Source organism: Bradyrhizobium sp. C-145 (genome assembly GCF_023375135.1).
GTDB lineage: Bacteria > Pseudomonadota > Alphaproteobacteria > Rhizobiales > Xanthobacteraceae > Bradyrhizobium > Bradyrhizobium zhanjiangense.
In genome coordinates this window covers 5,386,881-5,410,737 of record NZ_CP088150.1, presented here as the reverse complement: position 1 = coordinate 5,410,737, position 23,857 = coordinate 5,386,881, and the positions used below count along the sequence as shown (strand labels likewise).

The window sequence follows — 23,857 nt, the reverse complement described above, 5'->3', positions numbered from 1 at the left end:
GCGGCGCGGAAGCTATCCGGTCGCAACGATTTCAGGAATGACGCAAATCCGGCAAAATCGGTCATGGCGCGCGACGATCCATCGCACGATCACCGCCTGCGCAGGAGCTTTCGAAATCTACCGCAGGCCCTCATACACCATCAGCCCGCGTGCGATCTGCAATTTGCGGATCGCGCGCGGCAGCAGTTTCTCCGGCTGATGCAGATAGCGCCAGGAGGTCAGGGTGAAGGGGCCGAGCGCGCCGCATTCGTCGTCGAACGGTGCGAGCACGCCGGTCACGCTGACAGGCGTATGCGGACGGGCATTGAAGGGGAGCAGCAGCAGCTCGAGATGCGCCTTGCTGCCGTTCTCGCGTGTGGCCGTGACGCCGGCGATCGCACCCAACGTCTCGTCGGCGACAATCGTGGTGATCTCCTCGATCTCGCCGCGGCTGGCTTGTGTGAATAGCGCCGTAAAGCTCTGGTCCTTGAGATCGCCTCCGGCGAGCGCGCAGACGCGTGTGCCGGCGACGCGGAACGGGAAGCCGAGGTGCTGCTCGCAGGACAGCACGAAGATGTCGCCGAGCAGGTCACGGACCGCGGCCGGATCGATGTCGGCGCGGTCAGGGGCCCGCGCCGTGCCGCGCTTGTCGTCCCAATACGCGAAGAACTCGCGGCTTGACGGATGTTTCATGACTGAACGCTTACCCCGGGGCGCATCCTCACGGCACAAACCTGTCCCGCTTCAGTGCACCCGCGATCCCTTTCGTTGTTGTGCAGGAGGGGATCTGCAGCGTCCATGCCGCGAGGGCGTTTTCGCACCCCTGGGCGCTGCTTTTGCGTCGTTAACGTTAAATTAACTATGCGCTTTGCGCCGGCGGCCCGCCTGCTATGGTGATCGCGGTCGCAAGTCCCGCCGGTTTTTCCAGGTTCTCGGCGAGGCCTGTACTTTGGGCGTCAAACAGTTTGGTCCCGGGACCGCGGGGAGGGGTGGGGATACACCTTATTCCCAGAGGTACCGGAAGTCCGACACGGACAGGCAGGGCTTTCCCAGGGCCCTGCCTTTTCCTTTTGTGCACTTGCGCAACGCCGGCAAAGGCGACTATCTCCAAGTGGATCGCTCCGATCGCGCCTGAAAGCGAAGCTGCCTTGGATTCCCCGCAAAATTCTCCGCCGCAGGATTCTCCGGATCTGCCGGCCGTCCAGGAGGCGCCGCGCGAGCCGATCCTGACGCTGCCCGTGGCGCTGACCGCCTACATCGCCCTGCTGGCGCTGATCCATCTGCGGGTGCTGCTGCCGCCGGAGATCGAGAACTGGACCATCGACGTTTTCGGCTTCATCCCGAAGCGCTACGATTCCTCGCTGCTCAATTTGCAGATCCCGGGCGGGGCGGGTGCGAAGGTCTGGACCTTCGTCACCTATTCGCTGTTGCACGCCAACCTCACCCATCTCGGCTTCAACGTGCTGTGGCTGCTGCCGTTCGGCAGTGCGCTGGCGCGGCGCTTCGGCGCCATCAGGTTCTTCGTGTTCATGGCGGTGACGGCGGCGGCCGGCGCGCTCGCCCATCTCATCACCCATGAGCACGCGGTGGCGCCGATGATCGGCGCCTCGGCCTCAGTGTCGGGGGCGATGGCGGCGGCGATCCGCTTCGCGTTCGCCCGCGGCAGCTTCCTGTCGTTCAGCCGTTCGGACGCCGATACCGCCGCAAAGGTTCCGGCGCTGCCGCTGTCGCGCGCGCTGCGCGACGGACGGGTGGTCGGCTTCCTCAGCGTTTGGTTCGGCCTCAACATCATCTTCGGTGTCGGTGCGATCGGCGTCGATGCCGAAACCACGAGCGTGGCCTGGCAGGCGCATATCGGCGGCTTCTTCGCAGGGCTCCTGCTGTTCGCGCTGTTCGATCCCGTGCCGCGCGTGCGAAGCGATGCTGCGGATGCGTCATCACAGGACGTTTCAGACCGAATTTGAAGCGGCGCTTGCGGCGCGGCCCGAATTCATCCATCATTCCCGCGAAGAATGTTCCGAAAGCGAAGCAATGCTTCGCAAAGCGCACGAGCGTGAACCGGCGCTGAAACTGTTAGTTGAAGACTCGCGAACAAGTTCCGAACCGCCAAATGGCGGACGGCTCCGATTCAGGGAGACGACAATGACGGTACGTTCCATTCTCAACACCAAGGGCCATCAGATCATGAGCGTCGAGCCCGACGTCAAGCTGTCGGCCGCGATCAAGCTGCTCGTTGAGAAGAAGATCGGTGCGGTGCTGGTGATGAACCAGAGCCGGCTCGAAGGCATCCTGTCCGAGCGAGACATCGTGCGCGTGCTCGGCGAGCGCGGCGCCGACGTCCTGGAGGAGCCGGTCGCAGAGGTCATGACCCGCAAGGTCGTCGCCTGCAAGGAGACCGATACGGTCGCCGAGCTCATGGAGATGATGACGACAGGCAAGTTCCGCCATCTGCCCGTGATCGAGAATGGCAAGGTGGTTGGCCTGATCTCGATCGGCGACATCGTCAAGCGCCGCGTCCAGGAATACGAGGCCGAGCAGGAAGCCCTGCGCGACTACATCAAGACCGCCTGAGCGGACTTCACTCGTGTACTGTCGGCGCTGCGCCTTCAGGCGGCGGCGCCAGCACGTGGATCGCTTCCTGGATCGAATCCAATGCACGCTCTGCGGCACGCACGCCGTGCGCGATCAAATCCTCGGCGCGGTGGAAGTCGAACCAGCCGAACTGGCCGACCCGTGGCGTGATCAGCATATCGGGCGGATCGCCGGCGAGGCGGGCGCGGGTGATGCGGTCCTGCATGATGTTGAACGCATCCACCATCACCGAGGAGATGCCGGGGCGTCCGCCACCGCCAAAGAACTCGCGCTTCATGGTCTTCTCGGGCGAGAACAGCCGCGGGAAACGCCGTTTGGTCGTCGTCTCCTCGGCCACCGGCGCCACCGGAGTGGGCATCGCGCCGTGCGAATAGATCGTCGTGGAATGGGTGAAGATGTCGCTGGAAAGATTTGCGGCGATGACGATTTCGGCGCCGAGCGCGCGGGCGGCCGAGACCGGCACCGGATTGACCAGCGCGCCGTCGACCAGCCAGCGGTCGCCGATCAGCACGGGCGAGAAGATGCCCGGCAGCGCATAGGAGGCGCGCATCGCATCGACCACGCGGCCGCGCGTCAGCCAGATCTCGTGGCCGGTGCGCACCTCGGTCGCCACGCTGGCGAATTTGGCCGGGAGGTCCTCGATCAGGGTCTGGCCGACGGCTTCCTCGAGCCGGGTCGCCAGCTTCTCGCCGCCGATCAGGCCGGAGCCATTGAGGCGGATGTCGAGATAGCCGAGGATGTTGCGCATGCCTTGCAGGCTGCGCCCCCATTCTTCCAGCGTATCGAGCTGCCCGGCCGCATAGGCGCCGCCGACCACGGCGCCGATCGAGGTGCCGACCACGACGTCAGGCACGATGCCGTTGGCGAGCAGGGTCCTGATGATGCCGATATGGGCGAAGCCGCGCGCCGCGCCGCCCCCGAGGGCAAGGCCGATGACCGGCCGGCGGATGCTGCCCAAGCCAACTTTCTCGCTAACTTTCTCGCCGTTTGAGCCGTTCGCGCCCCGACCCTTCAAGATGTCCAGCACTGAAAAACTCCCCTACGCCGGGGCCAGGCCCGTATCACCAGACTAGGCGTCACACTGGCGCTCCGCCAGAACCGCGGCGAAGCATGGTTTATGCCGCTTTGGGAAGCGCACAGGGCAGGAGTATGGCGATGGACGGTTGCTTCGGGACTAATCACGCAGGCGTCAACCGGGTTCCAATGACCGTATTCGATCGGGTTCCTGAGGCTTGAATTTGCCGCGTTTTCGGTGAAAAGCAGGGGCATGACACGCGGGGGTGACGGCATCATCGGATGGCGGCGCAGCGTTCGGCTGCTGCCGGCGCTGATCCTTGCCGCGTGCCTCGTGTCCCTCGGCCCGGTTTTCCTTGGCCAAAACGCCGCGCGCGCGCAGCTTTTCTCCGATCGGCCGCCGCCAGTGCCCCCTGCATCGGTGCCGGATCCCGGCGGCGCCATCAATTTGGCGCCGCCCTCCGGGCCGGGCGCCGGCCCCCCGAGCCTGCCGCCGACCCTGGCGCAGCCGGTTACGCCGAGCATGCCGCCGCCCGCAGTCACCTCCGTGCCGCCGGCCGCGCCGCTCAATGCGGCCGCGCCCGGTCAGGGCGTGCTGTCGCTGACCGCGAAATACGGCAAGGATTCTCCCGCGATCACCAGCGGCCTGGTCTGGCGCGTATTCGCCGACCGTCCCGACGAGAACGGCACCTTCAAGCTGATCCGCGAGGACCGCAACGCCACGCCCAACATCGTGCTGCCGCCGGGCACGTACGTCGTGCACGTCGCCTTCGGCCTCGTCAGTGCAGTGCGAACCGTCAGCCTGAAGGCCGAGACCGACCGCGAATCCTTTGTGCTGCCGGCCGGCGGCCTGCGCATCGAAGGCCGGGTCGGCACCAGCCGCATCCCGCAGAACCAGATCTCGTTCGCGATCTACAAGGGCAGCCAGTTCGAATCCGGCGAGCGCGCCTCCCTGGTACCGAACGTCGCCGCCGGCGACGTCGTGCTGATACCGGAGGGCACCTACTACATCGTCTCCAACTACGGCGATGCCAATTCGGTGGTGCGCTCGGACATCCGCGTCCAGGCCGGCAAGCTCACCGACGTCACCATCACCCACCGCGCTGCCGTCATCACACTCAAGCTCGTCAGCGACAGGGGCGGAGAGGCGCTCGCCAACACCGCCTGGTCGGTGCTGACCCCGGGCGGCGACGTCATCAAGGAATCGATCGGCGCCTTTCCGCGCGTCGTGCTCTCCGAAGGCGAATACCGCGCCATCGCCAAGAACGAGGGCAAGGTCTACGAGCGCGGTTTCAACGTCGTGAACGGCGTCGACGGCGAAGTCGAGGTCGTCGCGCGGTGATGCCTCGGCGGCGATGCCGCCGGTGGTGATCTGGTCCGGATGCTGGGCTTCGCGCCTCGGAAAATCCTCCGCTTCTCACATGGCGCACAAGCACACCATCTCCTGTTACCTCTGCGGTAGCGCCCAGGCCGCGTCTCAAGGCGCGAAGAAACCCGCCATCGGCGCCTTATTCCGGAAAACCACGTGAGTTCACCACGCCGGTGGACGATGCCCGATTCCGATCATCAATTTTATTCTCTTTCCATCCCGCTGGGTTATATGTCGCATCGGTCCAGGGGAGCCGGATGCGCAGACCATCGACGGCTGCGCCAGCGGCAATGAGCAGGGGGCCCAGCCGGTCGGGATGTTCGAAGTGATCCTAACGAGGCGCAAGCGGTTTGGCTGGCGATGGCAGGTGTGCGACCAGTCCGGCAAGATATTTGCTGACGGGTTCGAGCGCACGCGCCCGTCCGCCAAATATCACGGCGAGCGCGCGCTGTTCTTCCTGCTGTCGCAGGCCCATCTGAACGACCGCTCCGCCGCCTCGAGCGAGGAGTAGCGGCGGGCGAGCGCCTCGCCTTGCTTTGAGCGAGTACGGGCTACAAGACCTTGCGCTGCCCGTCGGGCGAGGATACGCGGGTGTGCCTGCGATGAAGATGTGCGTTAGACGAGCGACGTTGCCATCCACATATTCCATCATTGCGAGGAGCTCGCGACAAAATTGCAAAGCAATTTTGCGCTGATGCGACGAAGCAATCCAGACTGCCTCCGCGGAGGGATTCTGGATTGCTTCGCTGCGCTCGCAATGACGACGTTGATGCAGTTGCGCACGCTACCTCCCCACGTCGTCCTGGCGAAAGCCAGAACCCATTACCCCGGTCAGCATTGTCGAAGCACGCTAACGGCCAAAGCGATCGCAACAACGATCTGCGGTGGTTATGGGTCATGGCTTTCGCCAGGACGACACCGGGGACGGCGACGCCGTCGCCAATGTCTCAGCACGTTTCGAAAACACAACCGTCATAGTCTCTAACGCCGACTAACCAACACCTGACTTAAAGCTGTCATAATCACCGAACGGACCCCGCGTCCGTGTGCTCTTTACACGCCGTTAAGCGCAGCTGCATTGGATGCGCCGGGATAGTGCGTTGGGGACTGCCATGAGTGCCGCGAAGAAAGTGTCGGGAAAGCCGGCCGCCGAAATGTTCGATGACATCCCGGTGCTTCAACGCAAATGGCGTGCCGCGTTGAAGCCGGGCGAACGGCTGCCGCGCTACGAGGACGTGATGCTCGGCAGTCTCGGACGGCTCGCCGATCACATCGCGCTGCTCAGGGGTGACGGCGCGCTCGAACTGTCGCGCAGCGGACGTTATGTGCAGAAATGGCTCGGCGAGGAGCGCTGGGACATTGCCGTCGCAGAGCTGTCGCCCGATTGCGCCACGGCGCTGACGGAAGCGGCGGCGATCGCGCTCGCAACGGGGCAGCCACATCATGCCAGCGCGCATTGCGTGCGCGACGGCATGGTCAGGACCTACGACGTGCTGGCGCTGCCGACCGCCTCGCGCTGGGGCGCGACGCTGGTCGGCGCCTACATCAACGAGCGCGGCACGCAATATAATCTCCTGGATGCGATTTTCTCCGCGACCGACGACGCGGTGGTCTCGCTGGCGACGCTGCGCGACGCAAGCGGCAAGGCGTTCGATCTCCAGATCGTGCACCACAACAAGAGCGCGGGCGCGCTGCTGAAGGCCGCGACCGGAAGCCTGCTGTGGCGGAGGGTCGGTGAGGGGAGCACGCTGCTGGCCGCACCCGAGATCATGGACTTCCTGCTCAAGGCCGTCTCGGGCGGCCGCGGCGAGCAGCTCGAGATCGAGAGCGACGGACGACACCTCCGCCTCGGCGCCACCGCCTTCGCCGACGTGGTCTCGCTCACGATCTCCGACGTCACCGCGTTGAAGCGACGCGACGCCTCGTTCCGCCTGCTGTTCGACAACAACCCGATGCCGATGTGGGTGTTCGATGCCGAGACCAAGCAGTTCCTCAGCGTCAACGACGCCGCGGTCCAGCATTACGGTTACAGCCGCGCCACCTTCCTGCGCATGAAGCTGCACGAGATCTGGCCCGAGGACGAGTGGGAGAGCCACGCCGAGGCGCTCGAACGCGTTGGCGATGCCTATCATTCCTCGCGCAATTGGCGGCACTTGCGCGCCGACGGCAGCGAGATCGAGGTGCTCACCTTCGGCCGCCGCGTCGCCTTCGATGATCGCGACGGTTATCTGGTCGCGGTGGTCGACATCACCGAGCGGCGCAAGGCCGAGGCGCGGATCGCCCACATGGCCCATCATGACGGGCTCACCGACCTGCCGAACCGCGAATATTTCCAGCAGCGGCTGAAGCAGGCGCTCGACCAGGCCGGCGGAAAGCGGGTCGGCGTGCTCTACATCGATCTCGACTTGTTCAAGAACATCAATGATTCCTTCGGGCATCCATCGGGCGACCGCCTGCTCAAGCAAGTCGCCGAACGTCTGACCACCGCGGTCCGCGGTGCCAATCTCGCGGCCCGGCTCGGTGGCGACGAGTTCGCCGTCATCCTGGCGGCCGACGTCTCGCCGAACGAGGCCAGCGTCTGCGCGACCTTGCTGATCGACATGTTGAAGGCGCCCTATGAGATCGACGGCCAGGAGATGGTGATCGGCGCCAGCATCGGCATCGCGCTGTCACCGGGTGATGGCACGACGTCCGAGGAGTTGATGCGCAACGCCGACATGGCGCTGTACCGGGCCAAGTCCGACGGCGGCGGTGTGCACCATTTCTTCGAGCGCGAGATGGACCTCCAGGCGCAGAGGCGCCGCGACATGGAGCTCGACCTGCGCCGCGCCTTTGCCAATGGCGAGTTCGAGCTGCACTACCAGCCGCTGGTGTCGATCGCCTCCGACCGCGTCTCCGGCTTCGAATCGCTCTTGCGCTGGCGGCACCCGGACAAGGGCATGATCTCGCCCGCCGAGTTCATTCCGGTCGCCGAGGACATCGGCCTGATCTCGCAGCTCGGCGAATGGGTGCTGCGCGAGGCCTGCGCCGAAGCCGTGAAATGGCCTGTCGACATCAAGGTCGCGGTCAATCTGTCGCCGGCGCAATTCCGCAGCCGCAACCTGGTTCAGGTCGTGATCTCGGCCTTGGCGCAGTCCGGCCTGTCGCCGAGGCGGCTCGAACTCGAGATCACCGAGTCGATCTTCCTGGCGGAGACCGAAGCCAACCTCGCCACGCTGCATCAGTTGCGCGAGCTCGGCGTCAGCATCTCCATGGATGATTTCGGCACCGGCTATTCCAGCCTGAGCTACTTGCGCAGCTTCCCCTTCGACAAGATCAAGATCGACCGGTCCTTCGTCAAGGATCTGGCGCAGCGGCCCGATTGCAGCGCGATCGTGCGTGCGATCTCCGGTCTCGGCCGCAGCCTCAACATCACCACCACGGCGGAAGGCGTCGAGACCGAGGATCAGCTCGACTGGCTGCGCGCCGAAGGCTGCAACGAGGTGCAAGGCTTCCTGTTCAGCGCGGCGCGGCCCGCAGCCGAGATCGGAACGCTGCTCGCCGATTTCGGTCAGCGCGCCTCACGGGCGGCGTAGCGGAGGCGGGTAGCAATCGTAGACCAGCGCTTTGAATGCCGGCGTGATGCGGCCGCGCTCGCTCTGAGTCTGTTGCATCATCAGGTAGACCATGTCGAGCTTGGGATCGACGCCGAAATAGGTGCCGCTGCCGCTGTCCCATTTCAACTCGCCGATCGAACCCGGGGGCGGCGGTTTCGCGTTGCCGGGATCGGTGCGCACCGCAAGGCCGTAGCCATAGCCAAAACCGTCGCCGGGGAAATAGAAATAGTCGCGTCCGACGCCGGATCCGGGCCCGATGTGATCGGTGGTCATGGCCTTGAACGCAGCAGGGCTCAGATAACGCTTGCCCGCGAACTCGCCGCCATTGAGCAACATCTGCGCGAAGCGCTGATAGTCGGTGATGGTCGAGAGCAGCCCGCCGCCGCCCGACTGCCATTCGGGATGGTCGAGGCGCTCGCGCTCGGCGGCGAGCAGGATGAAATCGTTCGGCAGCGGCCGCGCCATCCGCGCCAGTTCGTCCTCCGTCGCCAGCGCGAATTTGGTGCTGCTCATGCCGAGCGGATCCAAGATGCGTGCTTTCAGGAATTGGTACAGGGTCTGGCCCGAGATGATTTCGATGACGCTGCCGAGCACGTCGGTGGAATGACCGTAGCGCCACAACGTTCCCGGCTGCCGCGCCAGCGGCAGCTTCGCGATGCGGTCGGCGAATTTCCTGTTGTTGAACTGACCTTCGAAGATATCGGCAGCCTTGTAGGCCTGCTCGACCCATTTGCCGCCGATATAATCGTAGCTGATGCCCGAGGTATGCCGCAGCAGATCCTCGATGTTGACGGGACGGACCGGCGGCACGAGATCGAGCTCCAGCTTGCCGTCCGGCTTGGTGATCTCAAGGCCCACCTTGGTGTCGGCAAAGAGCGGGACGTATTTCGACACGGGATCGGTGAGCGCGAGCTTACCCTCGTCGATCAGCATCATCGCGCCGAGGCACGTGATCGGCTTGGTCATCGAGTGGATGGCAAAGATCGTGTCCGGCGTCATGGCAAGGCCGGTCGTGACGTCGCGCTCGCCGAACGTCTTGAGGTAGACCGGCTTGCCGTGCTGCTGGACCAGGATGACGGCGCCCGGCAGCCGGCCGCTCGTCACCTCGTTGTCGAAGAATGCCGTGATGCGATCGAGGCCATCGGGCGTTGGAGCGGGAATCTCGGCGGCGCGGCCTCGCGCCATGGTGCTGGCCAGCAGCGTAGCCCCGACCAGAAATTCACGGCGTCTCATCCGGGCTTCCTCCCTGGCCGGGATGAAAGCCGGAAGACGCCAAAGGCGTCAACAAAACATCGCTTAAAAACGCGTCACGATTTCCGAAAGGAACGGTCGCGGACGGTCTTCGCTCGGCTTGGTCGGCGTGCCGATGTGGACGAAGCCGGCGAGCTTTTCGTCCGGCTTGAGGCCGAGGCCGTCAAGCACGTCGCGATCGAAGGCGAACCAGCCGGTCAGCCAGCAGGCGCCGTAGCCGAGGGCGGTGGCGGCCGTGACGATGTTCATGGCGCTGGCGCCGGCCGACAATTCCTGCTCGAAGGCCGGCACCTTCGGATGCGGCTTGGTGAAGCTGACGATGCCGATCACGAGCGGCGCGTCGGTGAGGCGCTTGCGCTCGGTCTCGACGTCGGCGGCAGGCGCGCCTGGGTTCTTCCGGGCGAAGACTTTTGCGATCACCTCGCCGGCGCGCTGGCGGGCATCGCCCTCGAAAATGATGAAGCGCCAGGGCGTCAGCTTGCCATGGTCGGGCACGCGCGCGCCGATGGTGAGGATGGTCTCGAGCTCGGCTGCGGAGGGGCCGGGCCCGGTCATCTCGCGCGGCTTGACCGAGCGGCGGGTCTTCAGGAGTTCGATGGCATCTCGCACTGCGATATCCTCTTCAACTGGTCGGCGGACGTACAGACCCGAGATAGGTATGCACGCCCGCAACCGGAAGCGAATTTAGATCGATTTCAGGGCTCAGATGGCGCCACGCGCCCGCTGCACGTCCGGCGGGGTCGCCTCGTCGAGGAGGGCGGCGATCGCCTCCTGCGTCGTCATCACCTTCTGGCCGTCGCTGCCGAGCCGGCGGACCGAGACCGAATGCGTCTCGGCTTCCTTCTTGCCGACCACGAGCAGCGCCGGGATCTTGGCCAGCGAGTGCTCGCGGACCTTGTAGTTGATCTTTTCGTTCCGCAGGTCGATTTCGACCCGAAGGCCCGCGCGCCGCGCCTGCTCGACGACCTGCTTGGCGTATTCGTCGGCCTCCGAGGTGATGGTGGTGACCACCACCTGCACCGGCGAGAGCCAGAGCGGGAAGTTGCCGGCATAGTGCTCGATCAGGATGCCGATATAGCGCTCCATCGAGCCACAGATCGCGCGGTGCACCATCACCGGCGGTTTCTTGCCGCCGTCATGGTCGATGTAGAACGCGCCGAACCGCTCCGGCAGGTTGAAGTCGACCTGCGTGGTGCCGCACTGCCAGTCGCGGCCGATGGCGTCGCGCAGCACATATTCGAACTTCGGGCCGTAGAAGGCGCCTTCGCCCGGATTGATCTCGGTCTTGATGTGATTGTTCTGCGACTGAATCTCGCGCAGCACGGTCGCCATCACCCGCTCGGCGTGATCCCACATCGCGTCGGTCCCGACGCGTTTCTCCGGCCGGGTCGACAGCTTCACGGTGAGATCGCCGGTGAAGCCGAAGTCGGCGTAAGTCGACAGGATCAGGTCGTTGATCTTCAGGCATTCCTCGGCGAGCTGATCCTCGGTGCAGAAGATGTGCGCGTCGTCCTGGGTGAAGCCGCGCACGCGCATCAACCCGTGCATGGCGCCCGAGGGCTCATAGCGATGCACCACGCCGAACTCGGCGAGGCGCAACGGCAGGTCGCGATAGCTCTTCAGGCCGTGCTTGAAGATCTGCACGTGACCGGGGCAATTCATGGGCTTGAGCGCAAACCAGCGCTTGTCTTCGGCCTCGTCACCGGCCGACTGCGCCGCGAACATGTTTTCGCGATACCAGCCCCAATGGCCCGAGGTCTCCCACAGCACCTTGTCGAGGATCTGCGGCGCGTTGACCTCGCTGTAGTCGCCGGTCAGGCGGCGCCGCATATAGGCAATCAGCTGTTGGAAGATGGTCCAACCCTTCGGATGCCAGAACACGACGCCCGGACCTTCCTCCTGGAAGTGGAAGAGGTCGAGCTCGCGTCCGAGCTTGCGGTGGTCGCGCTTCTCGGCTTCCTCGATCTGTTTGAGGTAGGCGTCGAGGTCCTCCTGCTTGGCGAAGGCGGTGCCGTAGATGCGGGTCAGCATCGGATTGTTGCTGTCGCCGCGCCAATAGGCGCCGGCCACCTTCATCAGCTTGAAGGCATTGCCGACCTTGCCGGTCGAGGTCATGTGCGGGCCGCGGCAGAGATCGAACCAGTCGCCCTGGTAGTAGATCTTGATCGGCTCGTTGCCGGGAATAGCGTCGACCAGCTCGACCTTGAAGGCTTCGCCCTTGTCGCGGAACACCTGTTTGGTCTTTTCGCGATCCCAAACCTCTTTGGTGAAAGGTTTGTCGCGCGCGATGATCTCGCGCATCTTTTTCTCGATCGCGGCAAAATCTTCCGGGGTGAACGGCTCGTTGCGGAAGAAGTCGTAGTAGAAGCCGTTCTCGATCACCGGGCCGATGGTGACCTGGGTGCCCGGCCACAGCGATTGCACGGCTTCGGCCAGCACGTGCGCGCAGTCGTGACGGATCAGCTCGAGCGCGCGGGGATCCTCGCGGTTGACGAGCTCGATCTTCGCATCGGCCTCGATCGGGTCATTGAGATCGGCGAGCGCGCCGTCGAGCGCCATCGCGACCGTGCGCTTGGCGAGCGACGGCGAGATGCCCTTGGCGATATCGAGGCCGGTGATGCCCTTGTCGAACTGGCGCTGGGCGCCGTCTGGGAAGGTGAGGGTGACCTTGGGGGCGGGAGACACGGGCTTCAGATTGGAGAGGCTGTACTGGAATCCGGATTCGGATTTTGGCTGGTCGGTCATGCTTTTCTCCTGAGGCTCACTCCTGCGAACGAGCGCAGGTAAGCGGGAACGAGCGATATATCAGGCGATTCGGCCTGCGCAATCCGGCAATTCCAAGAAAGTGGCGCGCAAAAGCTGGGACGGTGCACCAACTATTTCAGAGCGCGCCCTTTAATCGACCGCAGCTCTGCTCTACATGCATTTGCATGGAAAGATCGTCTGCTGCCCGCCGCTTCGCGCCAACCGCCCTGATGCTCGGCAATATCGTCACCGGCTGCTCGGTGCTGGCGCCGGCGGGCATGCTGCCGGAATTGGCAACCGGGCTCGACGTCAGCATCCATGCGGCCGGGCTCCTGATCACCTTTGGCGCGATCACGCTGTGCATCGGCTCGCCGCTCACGGCCTGGCTGACCAGCCGCATCGAACGGCGCACGCTGCTCACGACCACGCTGGCCGTGCTCGCCGTCGGCAATCTTGCCTCGGCGTTTGTGCCCGACTATGCGAGCCTCCTTGCTATCCGTCTGGTGATGCTCGCGGTCGGTGCGCTCTATACGCCGCAGGCCGCCGGCACCGCGGCGCTGATCGTGCCGGTAGAGCGGCGCGGCAGCACCATCGCCTACATCTTTCTCGGCTGGTCGCTCGCTGCCGCCGTCGGCCTGCCGCTGATCACCTTCGTCGCCAGCCGCTACGGTTGGCGCGCCGCCTATGGCGAGATCGGCGCGCTCGCCTGCATCAGCTTCCTGTTGCTGCTGCTGCGCCTGCCATCGGGCCTGAAGGGCGCGCCAGTGGATATCAAGACCTGGACCGAGGTCGGCCGCAGCAAGACAATTCTGCTGCTGCTTGCGATCACCATGCTGCAAATGTCCGGGCAGTTCGTGGTGTTCACCTTCATGGGCCCGCTGCTCAACAAGCTCACCGGCGCCGGACCCGATGCCATCGGCATGGTGTTCGCGATTTACGGCGTCTGCGGCTTTCTCGGCGTCGCCATCGCGACCCGCGTTGTCGACACCTCGGGCCCTTATCGCACCTCGCTGCTGTTCACCTGCCTGCTGCTTGTAGGGATCACCGGCTGGGCGCTTGGCGCCGGCACGTTCGCATTGATGGCGGGCGCGGTCGCGGTCTGGGGCCTTGGCTTTGCCTCGACCAATTCGATGCAGCAGGTGCGGCTGGTCGCGGCCGCGCCGTCGCTGGCTTCGGCGACCGTCGCGCTCAACACGTCCGTTCTCTATATCGGTCAGGCGGTCGGCTCGGCCATCGGCGGATTGCTGTTCGCCCGCGAGCTCCTGCACACGCTCGGCTTCGTCGCGGTCGGTTTCGTCGTGTTGGCGCTGCTCCTGGTCCTGTTGACCCGGCCCCGGTCGGCTGCCGCCGTGATGGCCTGAATCCCGCGGCTTCCGCGTGCAAGATGCTTGGCAAACCGCGCGGGAGAGCGCTAGAACGCCCATCATGGGGACCAGAGAGAGTTGACTGAGATGAGGATGATTTTGGCGGTTGCCGCGGTGCTCTATTCAGCCTCCGCGTTCGCGCAAGCCGACAAGCCACCGATGGTGGGGGACAAGCCGCTGGTGCAGGTCAAGCCCAAGGGGACTAAGGAGGCTGCGGCCAAGCCCGCCGCGGCGGCGAAGGGCAAGCCGCAATCGATCGCGGCGCGGCTCCAGGCCTGCCTCGAGATCGATGACGGCACCAAGGACCGTCTCAACTGCTACGACGCCGTGATCCCGCCGGCGCCGAAGCCGAAGCCGGCGAAGGCCAAGGGCTACGCCGATTGCCGTTTCTTCAAGGAAGAGGACGAGCGGCTGGCCTGCTTCAACGGTTTTGCCGAGAGCATTCCGAAGCTGCCGAAAACCTAAGCGATAGACCGGGCCCTCAGCGCGCCACGGTCACGTCCGTTTAACGGCCCGATGCGGATGGATTGGTGGAGGCGACGCGCGTGAGCGCAAGCGCGGGCGTCGCCGACATCTTCACCAGGACGTCCTTGAGCGGATCCCGCGTCCAGGCCCTCGTCACGTAATCGCGATGAGTGATGCCCTCGCCAGTCTCGACGAACACCACGCTGCCGGGCCGCAATGGCCCGTCCATGTCTTCCGAGACGCTGATGCCCTTCTGCCTCAGCATGCTCATCAGTTCGCGGTCGCGCCGCGCGGTGTAGCGGGTATAGGCGCTGACGAAGAAGCCGGAACGGTGGCTCTCGATCCAGGACGCGAACTTGTCCATTTCGCCATAGACAGCGTCGAGCAGCACGACGCCGCGGACGCGGTCGCTGATGCCGCCGACCTCCAGGCTCCAGGCCGTCGGCAGGAAGCCGCCGCTGTAGCCGACGATCACGATTGGCATGTTGGCGAAGGCCCGCGCGCTGTTGGGATCGCCGGTCAGGCGGGCGAGGTGGTTGGCCGATTCCTCCATGAAGCGCTTGAGGCCGCCTGCCTGCCAGAACTTGCCGGCGCTGGAATCGGCGGCATCGACCGCCATCTGCGGCGCAAGCAGGATGGCGTTGGCGCCGGAATCGGTGATCTGTTTCGGCACCAGCTGGCGGTCGCGCACGTCGCGCTCGAGCGTCGCGCCATTGCCATGGAAGAACACCACGATCACGCCCGGCTTGCGGACGTCGAAATGCTCGGGGACGTGCACCAGCACGCGGCTGTCGCTGTAGGTTTCGTCCTGCCAGTAGACGCGCCCCGAATAGCTGCGGTGGCCGCGGCGGTCGCCCTTGGAGATGTTGAGGAAGGGCGCGTCGGAGGCGGGGTTGTTGCCGAAATAGGGAAAGGCCGACGACTTCATGCTGACGAGCGTCGTCAGGTCTTCGCGCGGCGGACGCTTGTAGGGGAGCTGCGGCTCGAGCGAAGCGACCTTGTAGGGCGCCTGCTCAGGTTGCGGCTGCTGGACGGCGCGCTTGGGCGAGAAGTCCGACATCTGCCGTTGCAGGAAGCTCTCGCTCGCCGAGGGGAAACGCTCCCTGAACTGCGGGGCAGGGAAGCGATCCTCGAACGTGTCGCCGCTTGCCACCTGCGTATTTGTCTTGGCGACCACCTGCACGTTGGCCTGCGAGTTCGCCGCGAGCGCCGCCGGATTGGGCGCCTTGCCGCATTGAACCAGCGTCAGCGACATCGGTACCAAGGCTGAGATCAGGCCGACCCGGAGCACGCGACCGCGCGCGCCGGACATCGTCCGGTCTGCACGAGTGTCAGCTCTCAATTTCGGAACGGCCCCGACCATCCACCCATGACCCCAAGTCACGTCCATCAAGTCGCGTCCATCGGCAATCTTGAGAAAATTGCGCCGACTAGCGTTTAGGCGACGTTAAGCGTCCGGTGAAACTTCCCCACATCCGGAACGCTCAAAGGGACCATGCAATCGTGTCCTGATTGTGGGGGATGAGAACGGGATTGTCCGGGGTTTGCGCAGGTTTATTGCCCAGAACCATGCATAAGCGGTATCAAGATACCCGGTTCGCCTGCCTCATTTAACCCTTGTTAACCCTGCTTGAATTGACTGACCAATCTGCATGATGCTCCCCATGGGGCGAGACGCCTGAGGCTTGAGGACCCGATGACAGCATCAGATGCGGGTACCGCGCCCTGGACTGGCCGGCTGACCGGAAACGGGTCGGGGGTCTCCGTTCTGGTCGCAACCGCCATTGTCGTCGCCGACATGATCGGGGTCGGCGTCTTCACCAGCCTCGGCTTCCAGGTCAAGGACATCCCATCGGGCTTTTCGATCCTTTTGCTCTGGACAGTCGGCGGTATCGTCGCGCTGTGCGGGGTGTTCTCCTACAGCGAATTGGGCGCGATGTTTCCGCGCTCGAGCGGGGAGTACAATTTCCTCGGCCGCGCCTATCATCCCGCCTTCGGCTTTCTCGCCGGCTGGGTCTCGGCGACGGTGGGGTTTGCGGCGCCGGTCGCGCTCGCCGCGATGGCGTTCGGCGAATACGCCAAATCGGTCGTGCCCGAGCTGCCGCCGATCCCGCTCGCCATCGGCGTGGTGTGGCTGGTTTCGCTCGTGCAACTGACCGGCGTCAGGCACTCCTCGACCTTCCAGCTGATCTCGACGATTATCAAGGTCGTGCTGATCGTCGCCTTCCTGGTGGCCGGCTTCGTCATCGGCGTGCCACAGCAGATCACCTTCATGCCGCAGCCGGGCGATCTCGCCCACATCGTCAGCGCGCCGTTCGCGATCGGGCTCGTCTTCGTGATGTACTCGTTCTCGGGCTGGAATGCCGCGACCTACATCATCGGCGAGATGAGCACGCCGCAGCGGAGCCTGCCGCGCGCGTTGCTCGCGGGCACGCTGATCGTGCTCGTGCTCTACGTCGCGCTGAACGCGGTGTTCCTCTACTCGACGTCTGTCAGCGCGCTGGCCGGCCAGCTCGACGTCGCCAGTGTCGCCGGCAGCGCTATCTTCGGCGGCCTCGGCGGCCGGATCGTCGGCGCGATGATCTGTGTCGGTCTGATCTCCTCGATCAGCGCGATGATGTGGATCGGCCCGCGCGTGATGATGACGATGGGCGAGGACATTCCGGCGCTGCGCGTGTTCTCGCAGAGGTCGGCGAACGGTGCGCCGGCCTATGCGATCCTGTTTCAGCTCGCCGTCGCGACCCTGCTGCTGTTCACGCGCAGCTTCGAGGCGGTGCTCGACTTCATCCAGTTCGCGCTGCTGTTCTGCTCGTTTTTCACCGTCGCCGGCGTCATCAAGCTTCGCATCACCGATCCCGATTTGCCGCGGCCCTATCGCGCCTGGGGATACCCGTTCACGCCGCTGGTTTTCCTGCTCGTGACCGCGTTCATGATGTACTACCTGTTGACCGAGCGGCCGGTGCAGTCGCTGTCGGGGATGCTCGTCATGCTCTCGGGCCTGCTGATTTATGTTGCATTCCGCAGGCGGCCGGTTGCCGCTGGCAATTCATCACATCGCGAATAGACATGTTTCGACCCCTGAGAATTGCAGCCATAGCCCTTGCCCTGCTGGCTGCGGCCGTCTCGTCCGCACGTGCCGCCGAGGTCACCTACGACGACACCGCGCGCTTCCTTGCGGGCATGCAGCCTTCGGCGGACTCGCCGCTGGTGCCGCTCACGAAGGATCCGGGCTGGCAGCGTCATGCGAAATTCTTCGATGGCGCCTTCGCCCAGCTCGAGCAACGGCAGCTCTCCAAGATCCGCAGCTGGGCCGACGTCAATCTCGCCGCGCCCCGGCCAACCATGTTCTACATGTTCAGTGGTCCGGATTTCCTCTACGCCAACGCCTTCTATGCCAAGGCCAGCACCTATGTGCTCGGCGCGCTCGAACCGGTGGGGGCGGTGCCCGACCTGACGCGGCTGCCGCGTGGATCGGTCGGCGCTGCGCTCTACAACGTCGAGCGCTCGCTCGCCTCGATCCTGAGCTTTTCGTTCTTCATCACCAAGCAGATGAAGGTCGATCTGCACGCTAATCAGGTCAACGGCACGCTGCCGATCCTCTATGTCTTCCTTGCGCGCTCCGGCAAGACCATCCGCAACGTCGAGATGATCGCGCTCGACGACAAGGGCGGCGTGCATACGGCCGGCGACAATCCGGGACCGAACGCGACGCGCGGCGTCCGCATCACCTTCGCCGGCAGCGATGGGGAGGCGCGTACGCTGTATTATTTCTCGACTGATCTTTCCAATGCCGGTGCACGCGCGACCGGCTTCCTGAAATTCTGCGAGACGCTCGGGCCCGGCAACAGCCTGCTCAAGAGCGCGTCGTATCTGCTGCATTCCGGCAATTTCACCGTCGTGCGCGATTGGCTCCTCGCCAACAGCGCCACCGTCATCCAGGACGATTCCGGCATTCCGCTCGCGAACTACAGCGCGCGGCAATGGCGGTTCTTCCCGTTCGGCCGTTATCTCGGTCCGATCGATGAATTCCCGGGGCGCTACCAGGAGCGCTACGCCGAACTGTTCACGCGCGCCCAACCGATCGATTTCGGCGTGGGCTACCGCTGGCGGACGCACGAGTCGAACCTGCTGCTGTCAGTGAAGGTGCCGGGGAGCGAGGCCGCGCCGGCGGAGACCACTTCGTCCGCCGAGCCGTCGCCAAAGCCGCTACGGCCGAAGCGGCTACGTCCGCCCGAGTCGATCCCGCCGCAGTCCGGACGTTTCTTCTGGTTCCGTTAGCTACCAGTGCACGCTCTGGCTCGGCACGATGAACGCCGTCGTGCTTGGCGGCGTTGCGAGGCTCGTCGCTAGATACCAGCCGGAGCCGAGCACGAGCGCAAGCAGGGCGACGATTGCGAGCAGATCCATGGTTCTGGGGTCGTGGTGCCGCGTGGAGCCAGGATTTGGCTTAATCCTGAAGGGAAAATGAGGGCTGATTTTCCAGCGCATTGTTGTTTCCTCCCCTATGGGAGCATCACATCAACGCGAGCTGAGAGTTCCGGTTCCAGTCAAGACAGCGATGCGCGACGCACCGCAGCAGCTTAGGACGCGTTGACCCCGCGCCAACGGCCGTAGCGCCAAGGCAGGTACCAGCGCGCGCTTTGCGGTGCGGTGAGCGGTACGTTGTCGATGCCTGAGGTGCCGAAGGGATTGCAGCGCAATAGGCGCGCAAGCGTCATCCAGCCGCCGGCCCAGAGTCCGAACCGTTCGATCGCTTCGTCACCATAGACGGAGCAGGTCGGCAGGTGCCGGCAATTGTAACCGACCAGCGGCGAGAGCGTATGGCGGTAGAGCCAGATCAGAGCGCGGCCGAATCTGCGCGGGAGCCGGAGCGCGCCCGCAACGGGATTGGAACAATGCTCGCAGGCTGAATGCTTCATGTGCGCTTTGCTGCAACGTTAAGCGACGTACTGCTCGGTTCCAATGCAGGGAACCGTAAGCTGTTGTTTGCGCGCCATATTTTGCCTGCTTTCTGGGAGCAGTGCAGCAAGTATCTGTGGACGAGCTGTATTCGCCCGGATACCATTTTTATGACGCCCGTGTGTAGAAACATACGCCTGTATGATGGACTCAGAGGGCGCTACCGGGGATTGTTTGGGGACCTTTGGGGCTTGGGGAAGGAACCAGATTGAAACTTCTGAACTCCCTTAATCTTCGCGGCTGGTTGCTAGTGGGAACCGCCGTCTGTGGAGTCGCGCTGGCTGGAGCCGTCGCGACATTCGGGTCGTCAGCGCGAGCCGGTGCTGCCCTCGAAGAGCGCAAGCTGCCGATGAAGTTCAGCTGGGTGGCCTGTGAGCCGAACTGCCGCGGCTGGGTCAGCGCAGTCGGCATCATCACCGCCGATACGCCAAAGGATTTCGAGGAGTTTTCTCGCGGACGCCAGCTCGGCGGCGCCACCGTGGTGCTCGACTCCAGCGGCGGTTCGGTTAACGATGCCATCACGCTCGGCCGGCGCTTCCGCAATCTCGGACTTCTGACCACGGTCGGCATTAGCCTGCCAAACCGCGGCGGGCAAGGCGCCCGTCCGGCGGTCGCGTCCGGGGCCTATTGTGAATCCATGTGCGTGTTCCTGCTGCTGGCCGGCAAGAAGCGCTACGTGCCGGAAGCCGCCCATGTCCGCGTTCATCAGATCTGGATGGGCGATCGCGCCGACGATGCCAAGGCTGCCAGCTACAGCGCGCAGGACCTGATGATCGTGGAACGCGACATCGGCCGTCTCGCCAAATACACCTTCGACATGGGCGGCGCCGGCGATCTGCTGTCGCTCGCGCTCAGCGTGCCGCCGTGGGAGGATTTGCACGAGCTCGACGCCGGTGAGCTCAAGCTCACCAATCTCGTGACGACGGACCTCGTGGCCGACGTGCTGCCGCATGTGGACATCTCCGCGCCGGCGATGGCGGAGCTTGCACCGAAGACGCAGGCCAGGTTCGGCACGGGACCGGAGCAGCCTGCCAAGTCGACCAAGACCGCGGAAGCCTTGGCACCGACCGCCGGCGGCGTGGCCACACCAGCCACACCAGCCGCGGCGACGCAGAAGTAAGTTTCTTCTACCGTCGAAACGACGAACCCGGAATCTAGAGATTGCGGCACGAGATTCCGGGTTCGCGCAGACACACGCCCCGGAACGACACTGATGAAACTAGCCCTGCGCCGCCGCCGGCTGCTTCGCCTTGGCCTCGATCTGGCCGATGGCATCCACCACCGCATCGAAGGTCAGGAGCGTCGAGGCATGCCGCGCCTTGTAATCGCGGACCGGCTCGAGGAACTTGATCTCTTCCCATTTGCCTTGAGGAGGCGCTCCGTTCTCCTTCAGCATCTTGCGAACGGTTTCGCGTAACTCACGGAGTTCGCTCGCAGTCGAGCCGACCACGTGACTTGCCATGATGGATGAAGAGGCCTGTCCGAGGGCACAGGCCTTCACGTCATGGGCGAAGTCGGTGACGGTGTCCCCATTCATCTTGAGGTCGACCTTCACGGTCGAGCCGCACAGCTTGGAGTGGGCAGTGGCGGAGGCATCGGGGTCCGATAGCCGCCCGAGGCGCGGAATATTCCCGGCCAGTTCGATGATCCGCTTGTTGTAGATGTCGTTCAGCATGTGATGGAGTCCAACACTTCCGCACCGGATCGGCCTTGGCGCGCGCCGTCCACGGTCCTATATAGGGGCGGAACCGGCGGAAAAATAGTCCAGCGGGGGTGGCCCAGACCATGCGGCCGACGTTGGTGGAGAGGATCTTTTCCACCAGGTTCAATTATTATGTTCAGGCGTCCGGCGGCTTGCCGCCCCGTCTGCCGGTGACACTCCGGCCGCAAGGCCGTCGAACGGAGTCGATATGGACGCCACGATCAAATCCATCCGCCCCAACAAGCCTTCCGATCGGCAGCCCGAGAGCCGCCCCGCTGAGCTTGATCCTGCCGAATTCCTCGCCGTCGCCGTCCGCGCCGACCAGCCGCGCCCGGCGCGCGCCGAGGCGGAAGCGGCGGTGAAGACGCTGCTCGCCTATATCGGCGAGAACACCGAACGCGAAGGCCTGCTCGACACCCCGCGCCGTGTGGTCGAGGCCTTCGACGAGCTCTATCAGGGCTATCACCAGTGCCCGGCCGAAGTGCTCGACCGCACCTTTGGTGAGACGGCGGGCTATGATGATTTCGTCCTGGTCCGCGACATCGAATTCACCTCGCAATGCGAGCATCACATGATGCCGTTCTACGGCAAGGCGCACATCGCCTATACGCCGGTGGAACGCGTGGTTGGCCTGTCCAAGCTCGCGCGCCTGACGGATATCTTCGCCCGCCGGCTGCAGACCCAGGAGCATCTGACGGCCCAGATCGCGGCCGCCATCGACGAGATCCTCAAGCCGCGCGGCGTGGCGGTGCTGATCGAGGCCGAGCATACCTGCATGTCGGTGCGTGGCGTCGCCAAGCATGGCGCCTCCACCTTCACTAGCCGCTTCACCGGCATGTTCCGCGACAATCCCGCGGAGCAGGCCCGCTTCCTGTCCCTGGTGCGAGGCACGACGCGCTGACCTCGCAAGGCCTTATTTTTTTGAGCATGATCTTTTCGGAAAACCGCTTCACACTTTTCCGGATCATGCTCGAGCGAGGGTCCCGTGTCCGCTCACTCCCATGAGATCGAGGAAGGTCTCGCCTTCCTGCCCAAGTTCGATGCGAGCGGTCTCGTGACCTGCGTCGCGACCGATGTCGCCACGGGCGATGTGCTCATGGTCGCGCACATGAACGCGGAGGCGCTGCGCAAGACGATCGCGACCGGCGAGGCTTGGTACTTCAGCCGCTCGCGCAATGCCTTGTGGCGAAAAGGTGAGACATCGGGTCAGACCCAGCGCGTCGTCGAGATGCGCACCGATTGCGACCAGGACGCGATTTGGATCCGCGTCGAGCAGATCGGCGCGGCGTGTCACACCGGACGGAGGTCCTGCTTCTACCGCAAGGTGGAGGGAGAGGGCGGGGAAGCTAAGCTCGTGTTCGTCAATGCGGAGCGGCTGTTCGATCCGGACGCGGTCTATAAGAAATAGCAAGCTGTCATTACGGGGCGCGCGTAGCGCGAGCCCGGAATCCATTGCAGGGCATCGCGCGCGGCTCAATGGATTCCGGGCTCGCACCTACGGTGCGCCCCGGAATGACCGTGAGGGCTAAATTAACCCGGCATTAACCATACCTGTCCCACGGTGAGACGATAGGGCGCCGAATTGCCGGCGCCGCTCAACGCCGCGCGGGGCGGGCACTTCATCATGTCGGTCGACAATTTCAGTGCGACGCAGACGGCCGGTCTCGATCCGTCGCGGGCGCGCATTGCCGGCGCGATCAAGCAGGCCTCCAATATCTCCGGCGTCAGCTTCCAGTACATGTTGACCACTGCCAAGATGGAATCGGATTTCGATCCGACGGCCGGTGCCACCACCTCGTCCGCGCACGGGCTCTACCAGTTCATCGACCAGACCTGGCTTGGCACCGTGAAGGAGGCCGGCACCCAACTCGGCTATGGCAGCTATGCCGACGCCATCACCAGGACCTCGTCGGGCACCTACACCGTCGATGATCCCCTGGTGAAGCGGTCGATCATGAAGCTGCGCGACGATCCGGAGGCTGCATCCAACATGGCTGCGGCGCTGACGCAGTCGAACAGTTTCAAGCTCACCGGCCTGCTCGGGCGCAGGCCGAGCGACAGCGAACTCTACATGGCCCATTTCATGGGCGTCGGCGGCGCCGCGAAACTGATCGCCAATGCCGAGGACAATCCGCAAGCCGTCGGTGCGCGGCTGTTTCCCAACGCGGCCGCCGCCAACCGCTCGATTTTCTACGCCAAAGACGGCCGCGCCCGCAGCGTCTCCGAAGTCTATTCGGTGCTCGACGCGCGCTATGCCAGCGCGGCCAATTCGAAAGTGACGCGCAGCGCGATGGCGATGTATGGCGATACGCCCACGACGACGCAGGTCGCGAGCGCGAATGGCGTGCAGCCCGCTGCGCCGGTCATCGACAACGCCGCTTATCTCCAGACCTTCCCGAATACTCGCGCCGTGACGCCCGTCGGTGCGACGTCGCCAGCGACGCTCGCGGACAATGCGCCGAGCACGCCGGTGTTTCGTTCGATCTATCAGCCCGGCGACGTCACGCAGCCGGTCTCGACCACCGTGCAGAAATTGTGGGGCAACAACGCCTCACTCACTTCGGTCGCATCCGTGACGCCGGACATGCGGCCGCCGCAGCCGCTCGATCTCTTCAGCGATCGCAGCGGCACGTTCTCGAGCTAACTCACTGATCGAAGAATAAATCGCTCGCGTCCCGGACGCGCCGCGCTGCATCCGTGCACGAAATCCAGATCTTTGTGCGCAACTGCGTCAACACCGTCATTGCGAGCGCAGCGAAGCAATCCAGAATCTCACCGTGGATACATTTCTGGATTGCTTCGCTGCGCTCGCAATGACGGA

Annotated in this window: 22 protein-coding genes; 13 read left to right on the top strand and 9 right to left on the bottom strand. The window is 64.4% G+C overall.

The genetic code is table 11. The features are described from left to right. Nucleotides 1-117 precede the first annotated feature (117 nt). Complete coding sequence (locus LRP30_RS25560) at nucleotides 118-672, bottom strand: PAS domain-containing protein (protein WP_249756633.1); 555 nt, start codon at nucleotides 670-672, stop codon at nucleotides 118-120. Nucleotides 673-1,127: 455 nt separating this feature from the next. Here LRP30_RS25560 and LRP30_RS25555 point away from each other — a divergent pair, with 455 nt between their 5' ends. Next, the gene (locus LRP30_RS25555; RefSeq protein ID WP_249756632.1) at nucleotides 1,128-1,943 is read left to right on the top strand and encodes a rhomboid family intramembrane serine protease; all 816 of its coding nucleotides are present in this window, start codon (nucleotides 1,128-1,130) and stop codon (nucleotides 1,941-1,943) included. Between the two features lie 178 nt (nucleotides 1,944-2,121). Beyond that, nucleotides 2,122-2,550, top strand: a complete 429-nt coding sequence (locus LRP30_RS25550; protein ID WP_249756631.1) for a CBS domain-containing protein — start codon at nucleotides 2,122-2,124, stop codon at nucleotides 2,548-2,550. Nucleotides 2,551-2,557: 7 nt separating this feature from the next. On the opposite strand, the gene LRP30_RS25545 is transcribed toward LRP30_RS25550, so the two are convergent. Beyond that, a complete protein-coding gene (locus tag LRP30_RS25545) occupies nucleotides 2,558-3,598 on the bottom strand; it encodes a patatin-like phospholipase family protein (protein ID WP_249756630.1) in 1,041 nt (346 codons plus the stop codon). Nucleotides 3,599-3,838: 240 nt separating this feature from the next. Here LRP30_RS25545 and LRP30_RS25540 point away from each other — a divergent pair, with 240 nt between their 5' ends. From LRP30_RS25540 to LRP30_RS25530, 3 genes are all read left to right on the top strand, one after another. Beyond that, a complete protein-coding gene (locus tag LRP30_RS25540) occupies nucleotides 3,839-4,927 on the top strand; it encodes a hypothetical protein (RefSeq protein WP_128945670.1) in 1,089 nt (362 codons plus the stop codon). A gap of 343 nt (nucleotides 4,928-5,270) precedes the next feature. After that, nucleotides 5,271-5,465, top strand: a complete 195-nt coding sequence (locus tag LRP30_RS25535; RefSeq protein WP_128940488.1) for a hypothetical protein — start codon at nucleotides 5,271-5,273, stop codon at nucleotides 5,463-5,465. Nucleotides 5,466-6,066: 601 nt separating this feature from the next. Then, nucleotides 6,067-8,529 (top strand): EAL domain-containing protein, encoded by a 2,463-nt coding sequence (locus LRP30_RS25530; protein WP_249756629.1) that lies wholly within the window; start codon nucleotides 6,067-6,069, stop codon nucleotides 8,527-8,529. Here the strand turns inward: LRP30_RS25530 and LRP30_RS25525 are convergent. The 3 genes from LRP30_RS25525 to thrS form a co-directional block, all read right to left on the bottom strand. After that, entirely contained in the window at nucleotides 8,515-9,783 is a 1,269-nt protein-coding gene (locus LRP30_RS25525) for a serine hydrolase domain-containing protein (RefSeq protein ID WP_249756628.1), read from the bottom strand. The two genes, LRP30_RS25530 and LRP30_RS25525, sit on opposite strands and share 15 nt — an antisense overlap. Nucleotides 9,784-9,846: 63 nt before the next feature. Continuing rightward, nucleotides 9,847-10,410, bottom strand: a complete 564-nt coding sequence (locus LRP30_RS25520; protein WP_128933029.1) for a nitroreductase — start codon at nucleotides 10,408-10,410, stop codon at nucleotides 9,847-9,849. 93 nt (nucleotides 10,411-10,503) lie between these two features. After that, the gene (gene thrS / locus LRP30_RS25515; protein ID WP_249756627.1) at nucleotides 10,504-12,546 is read right to left on the bottom strand and encodes a threonine--tRNA ligase; all 2,043 of its coding nucleotides are present in this window, start codon (nucleotides 12,544-12,546) and stop codon (nucleotides 10,504-10,506) included. A 185-nt stretch (nucleotides 12,547-12,731) separates the two neighbouring features. Here thrS and LRP30_RS25510 point away from each other — a divergent pair, with 185 nt between their 5' ends. Together LRP30_RS25510 and LRP30_RS25505 are read left to right on the top strand one after the other, a co-directional pair. Continuing rightward, nucleotides 12,732-13,907: an MFS transporter gene (locus LRP30_RS25510; protein WP_249756626.1), complete on the top strand. Its 1,176-nt coding sequence runs from the start codon at nucleotides 12,732-12,734 to the stop codon at nucleotides 13,905-13,907. 90 nt (nucleotides 13,908-13,997) lie between these two features. Then, nucleotides 13,998-14,375 carry a hypothetical protein gene (locus LRP30_RS25505; RefSeq protein WP_091889385.1) on the top strand — a complete coding sequence of 126 codons (378 nt, stop codon included), beginning with the start codon at nucleotides 13,998-14,000 and terminating at the stop codon, nucleotides 14,373-14,375. 40 nt (nucleotides 14,376-14,415) lie between these two features. On the opposite strand, the gene LRP30_RS25500 is transcribed toward LRP30_RS25505, so the two are convergent. Then, entirely contained in the window at nucleotides 14,416-15,687 is a 1,272-nt protein-coding gene (locus tag LRP30_RS25500; protein ID WP_249756625.1) for an alpha/beta hydrolase, read from the bottom strand. Nucleotides 15,688-16,071: 384 nt separating this feature from the next. Here LRP30_RS25500 and LRP30_RS25495 point away from each other — a divergent pair, with 384 nt between their 5' ends. Next, nucleotides 16,072-17,439 (top strand): amino acid permease, encoded by a 1,368-nt coding sequence (locus LRP30_RS25495; protein WP_249756624.1) that lies wholly within the window; start codon nucleotides 16,072-16,074, stop codon nucleotides 17,437-17,439. Between the two features lie 2 nt (nucleotides 17,440-17,441). Next, nucleotides 17,442-18,653, top strand: coding sequence for a hypothetical protein (locus tag LRP30_RS25490; RefSeq protein ID WP_249756623.1), 1,212 nt, complete (start codon nucleotides 17,442-17,444; stop codon nucleotides 18,651-18,653). On the opposite strand, the gene LRP30_RS25485 is transcribed toward LRP30_RS25490, so the two are convergent. Together LRP30_RS25485 and yidD are read right to left on the bottom strand one after the other, a co-directional pair. Beyond that, nucleotides 18,654-18,863 carry a hypothetical protein gene (locus LRP30_RS25485; protein WP_249756622.1) on the bottom strand — a complete coding sequence of 70 codons (210 nt, stop codon included), beginning with the start codon at nucleotides 18,861-18,863 and terminating at the stop codon, nucleotides 18,654-18,656. It abuts the gene before it with no gap. A gap of 92 nt (nucleotides 18,864-18,955) precedes the next feature. Next, nucleotides 18,956-19,294: a membrane protein insertion efficiency factor YidD gene (gene yidD, locus LRP30_RS25480; RefSeq protein ID WP_128940497.1), complete on the bottom strand. Its 339-nt coding sequence runs from the start codon at nucleotides 19,292-19,294 to the stop codon at nucleotides 18,956-18,958. A gap of 248 nt (nucleotides 19,295-19,542) precedes the next feature. Here yidD and LRP30_RS25475 point away from each other — a divergent pair, with 248 nt between their 5' ends. Continuing rightward, nucleotides 19,543-20,454: a hypothetical protein gene (locus LRP30_RS25475; RefSeq protein ID WP_128933038.1), complete on the top strand. Its 912-nt coding sequence runs from the start codon at nucleotides 19,543-19,545 to the stop codon at nucleotides 20,452-20,454. 99 nt (nucleotides 20,455-20,553) lie between these two features. Here LRP30_RS25475 and LRP30_RS25470 read toward each other — a convergent pair whose 3' ends face one another. Further along, nucleotides 20,554-21,009, bottom strand: a complete 456-nt coding sequence (locus LRP30_RS25470; RefSeq protein ID WP_091889370.1) for an iron-sulfur cluster assembly scaffold protein — start codon at nucleotides 21,007-21,009, stop codon at nucleotides 20,554-20,556. Between the two features lie 235 nt (nucleotides 21,010-21,244). On the opposite strand from LRP30_RS25470, the gene folE reads away from it, so the two are divergent. From folE to LRP30_RS25455, 3 genes are all read left to right on the top strand, one after another. Continuing rightward, nucleotides 21,245-21,937 carry a GTP cyclohydrolase I FolE gene (folE, locus tag LRP30_RS25465; protein WP_091889368.1) on the top strand — a complete coding sequence of 231 codons (693 nt, stop codon included), beginning with the start codon at nucleotides 21,245-21,247 and terminating at the stop codon, nucleotides 21,935-21,937. Between the two features lie 84 nt (nucleotides 21,938-22,021). Further along, complete coding sequence (hisI, locus tag LRP30_RS25460; RefSeq protein ID WP_249756621.1) at nucleotides 22,022-22,444, top strand: phosphoribosyl-AMP cyclohydrolase; 423 nt, start codon at nucleotides 22,022-22,024, stop codon at nucleotides 22,442-22,444. A gap of 174 nt (nucleotides 22,445-22,618) precedes the next feature. Then, nucleotides 22,619-23,680 (top strand): lytic transglycosylase domain-containing protein, encoded by a 1,062-nt coding sequence (locus tag LRP30_RS25455; RefSeq protein ID WP_249756620.1) that lies wholly within the window; start codon nucleotides 22,619-22,621, stop codon nucleotides 23,678-23,680. Nucleotides 23,681-23,857: the final 177 nt, after the last annotated feature.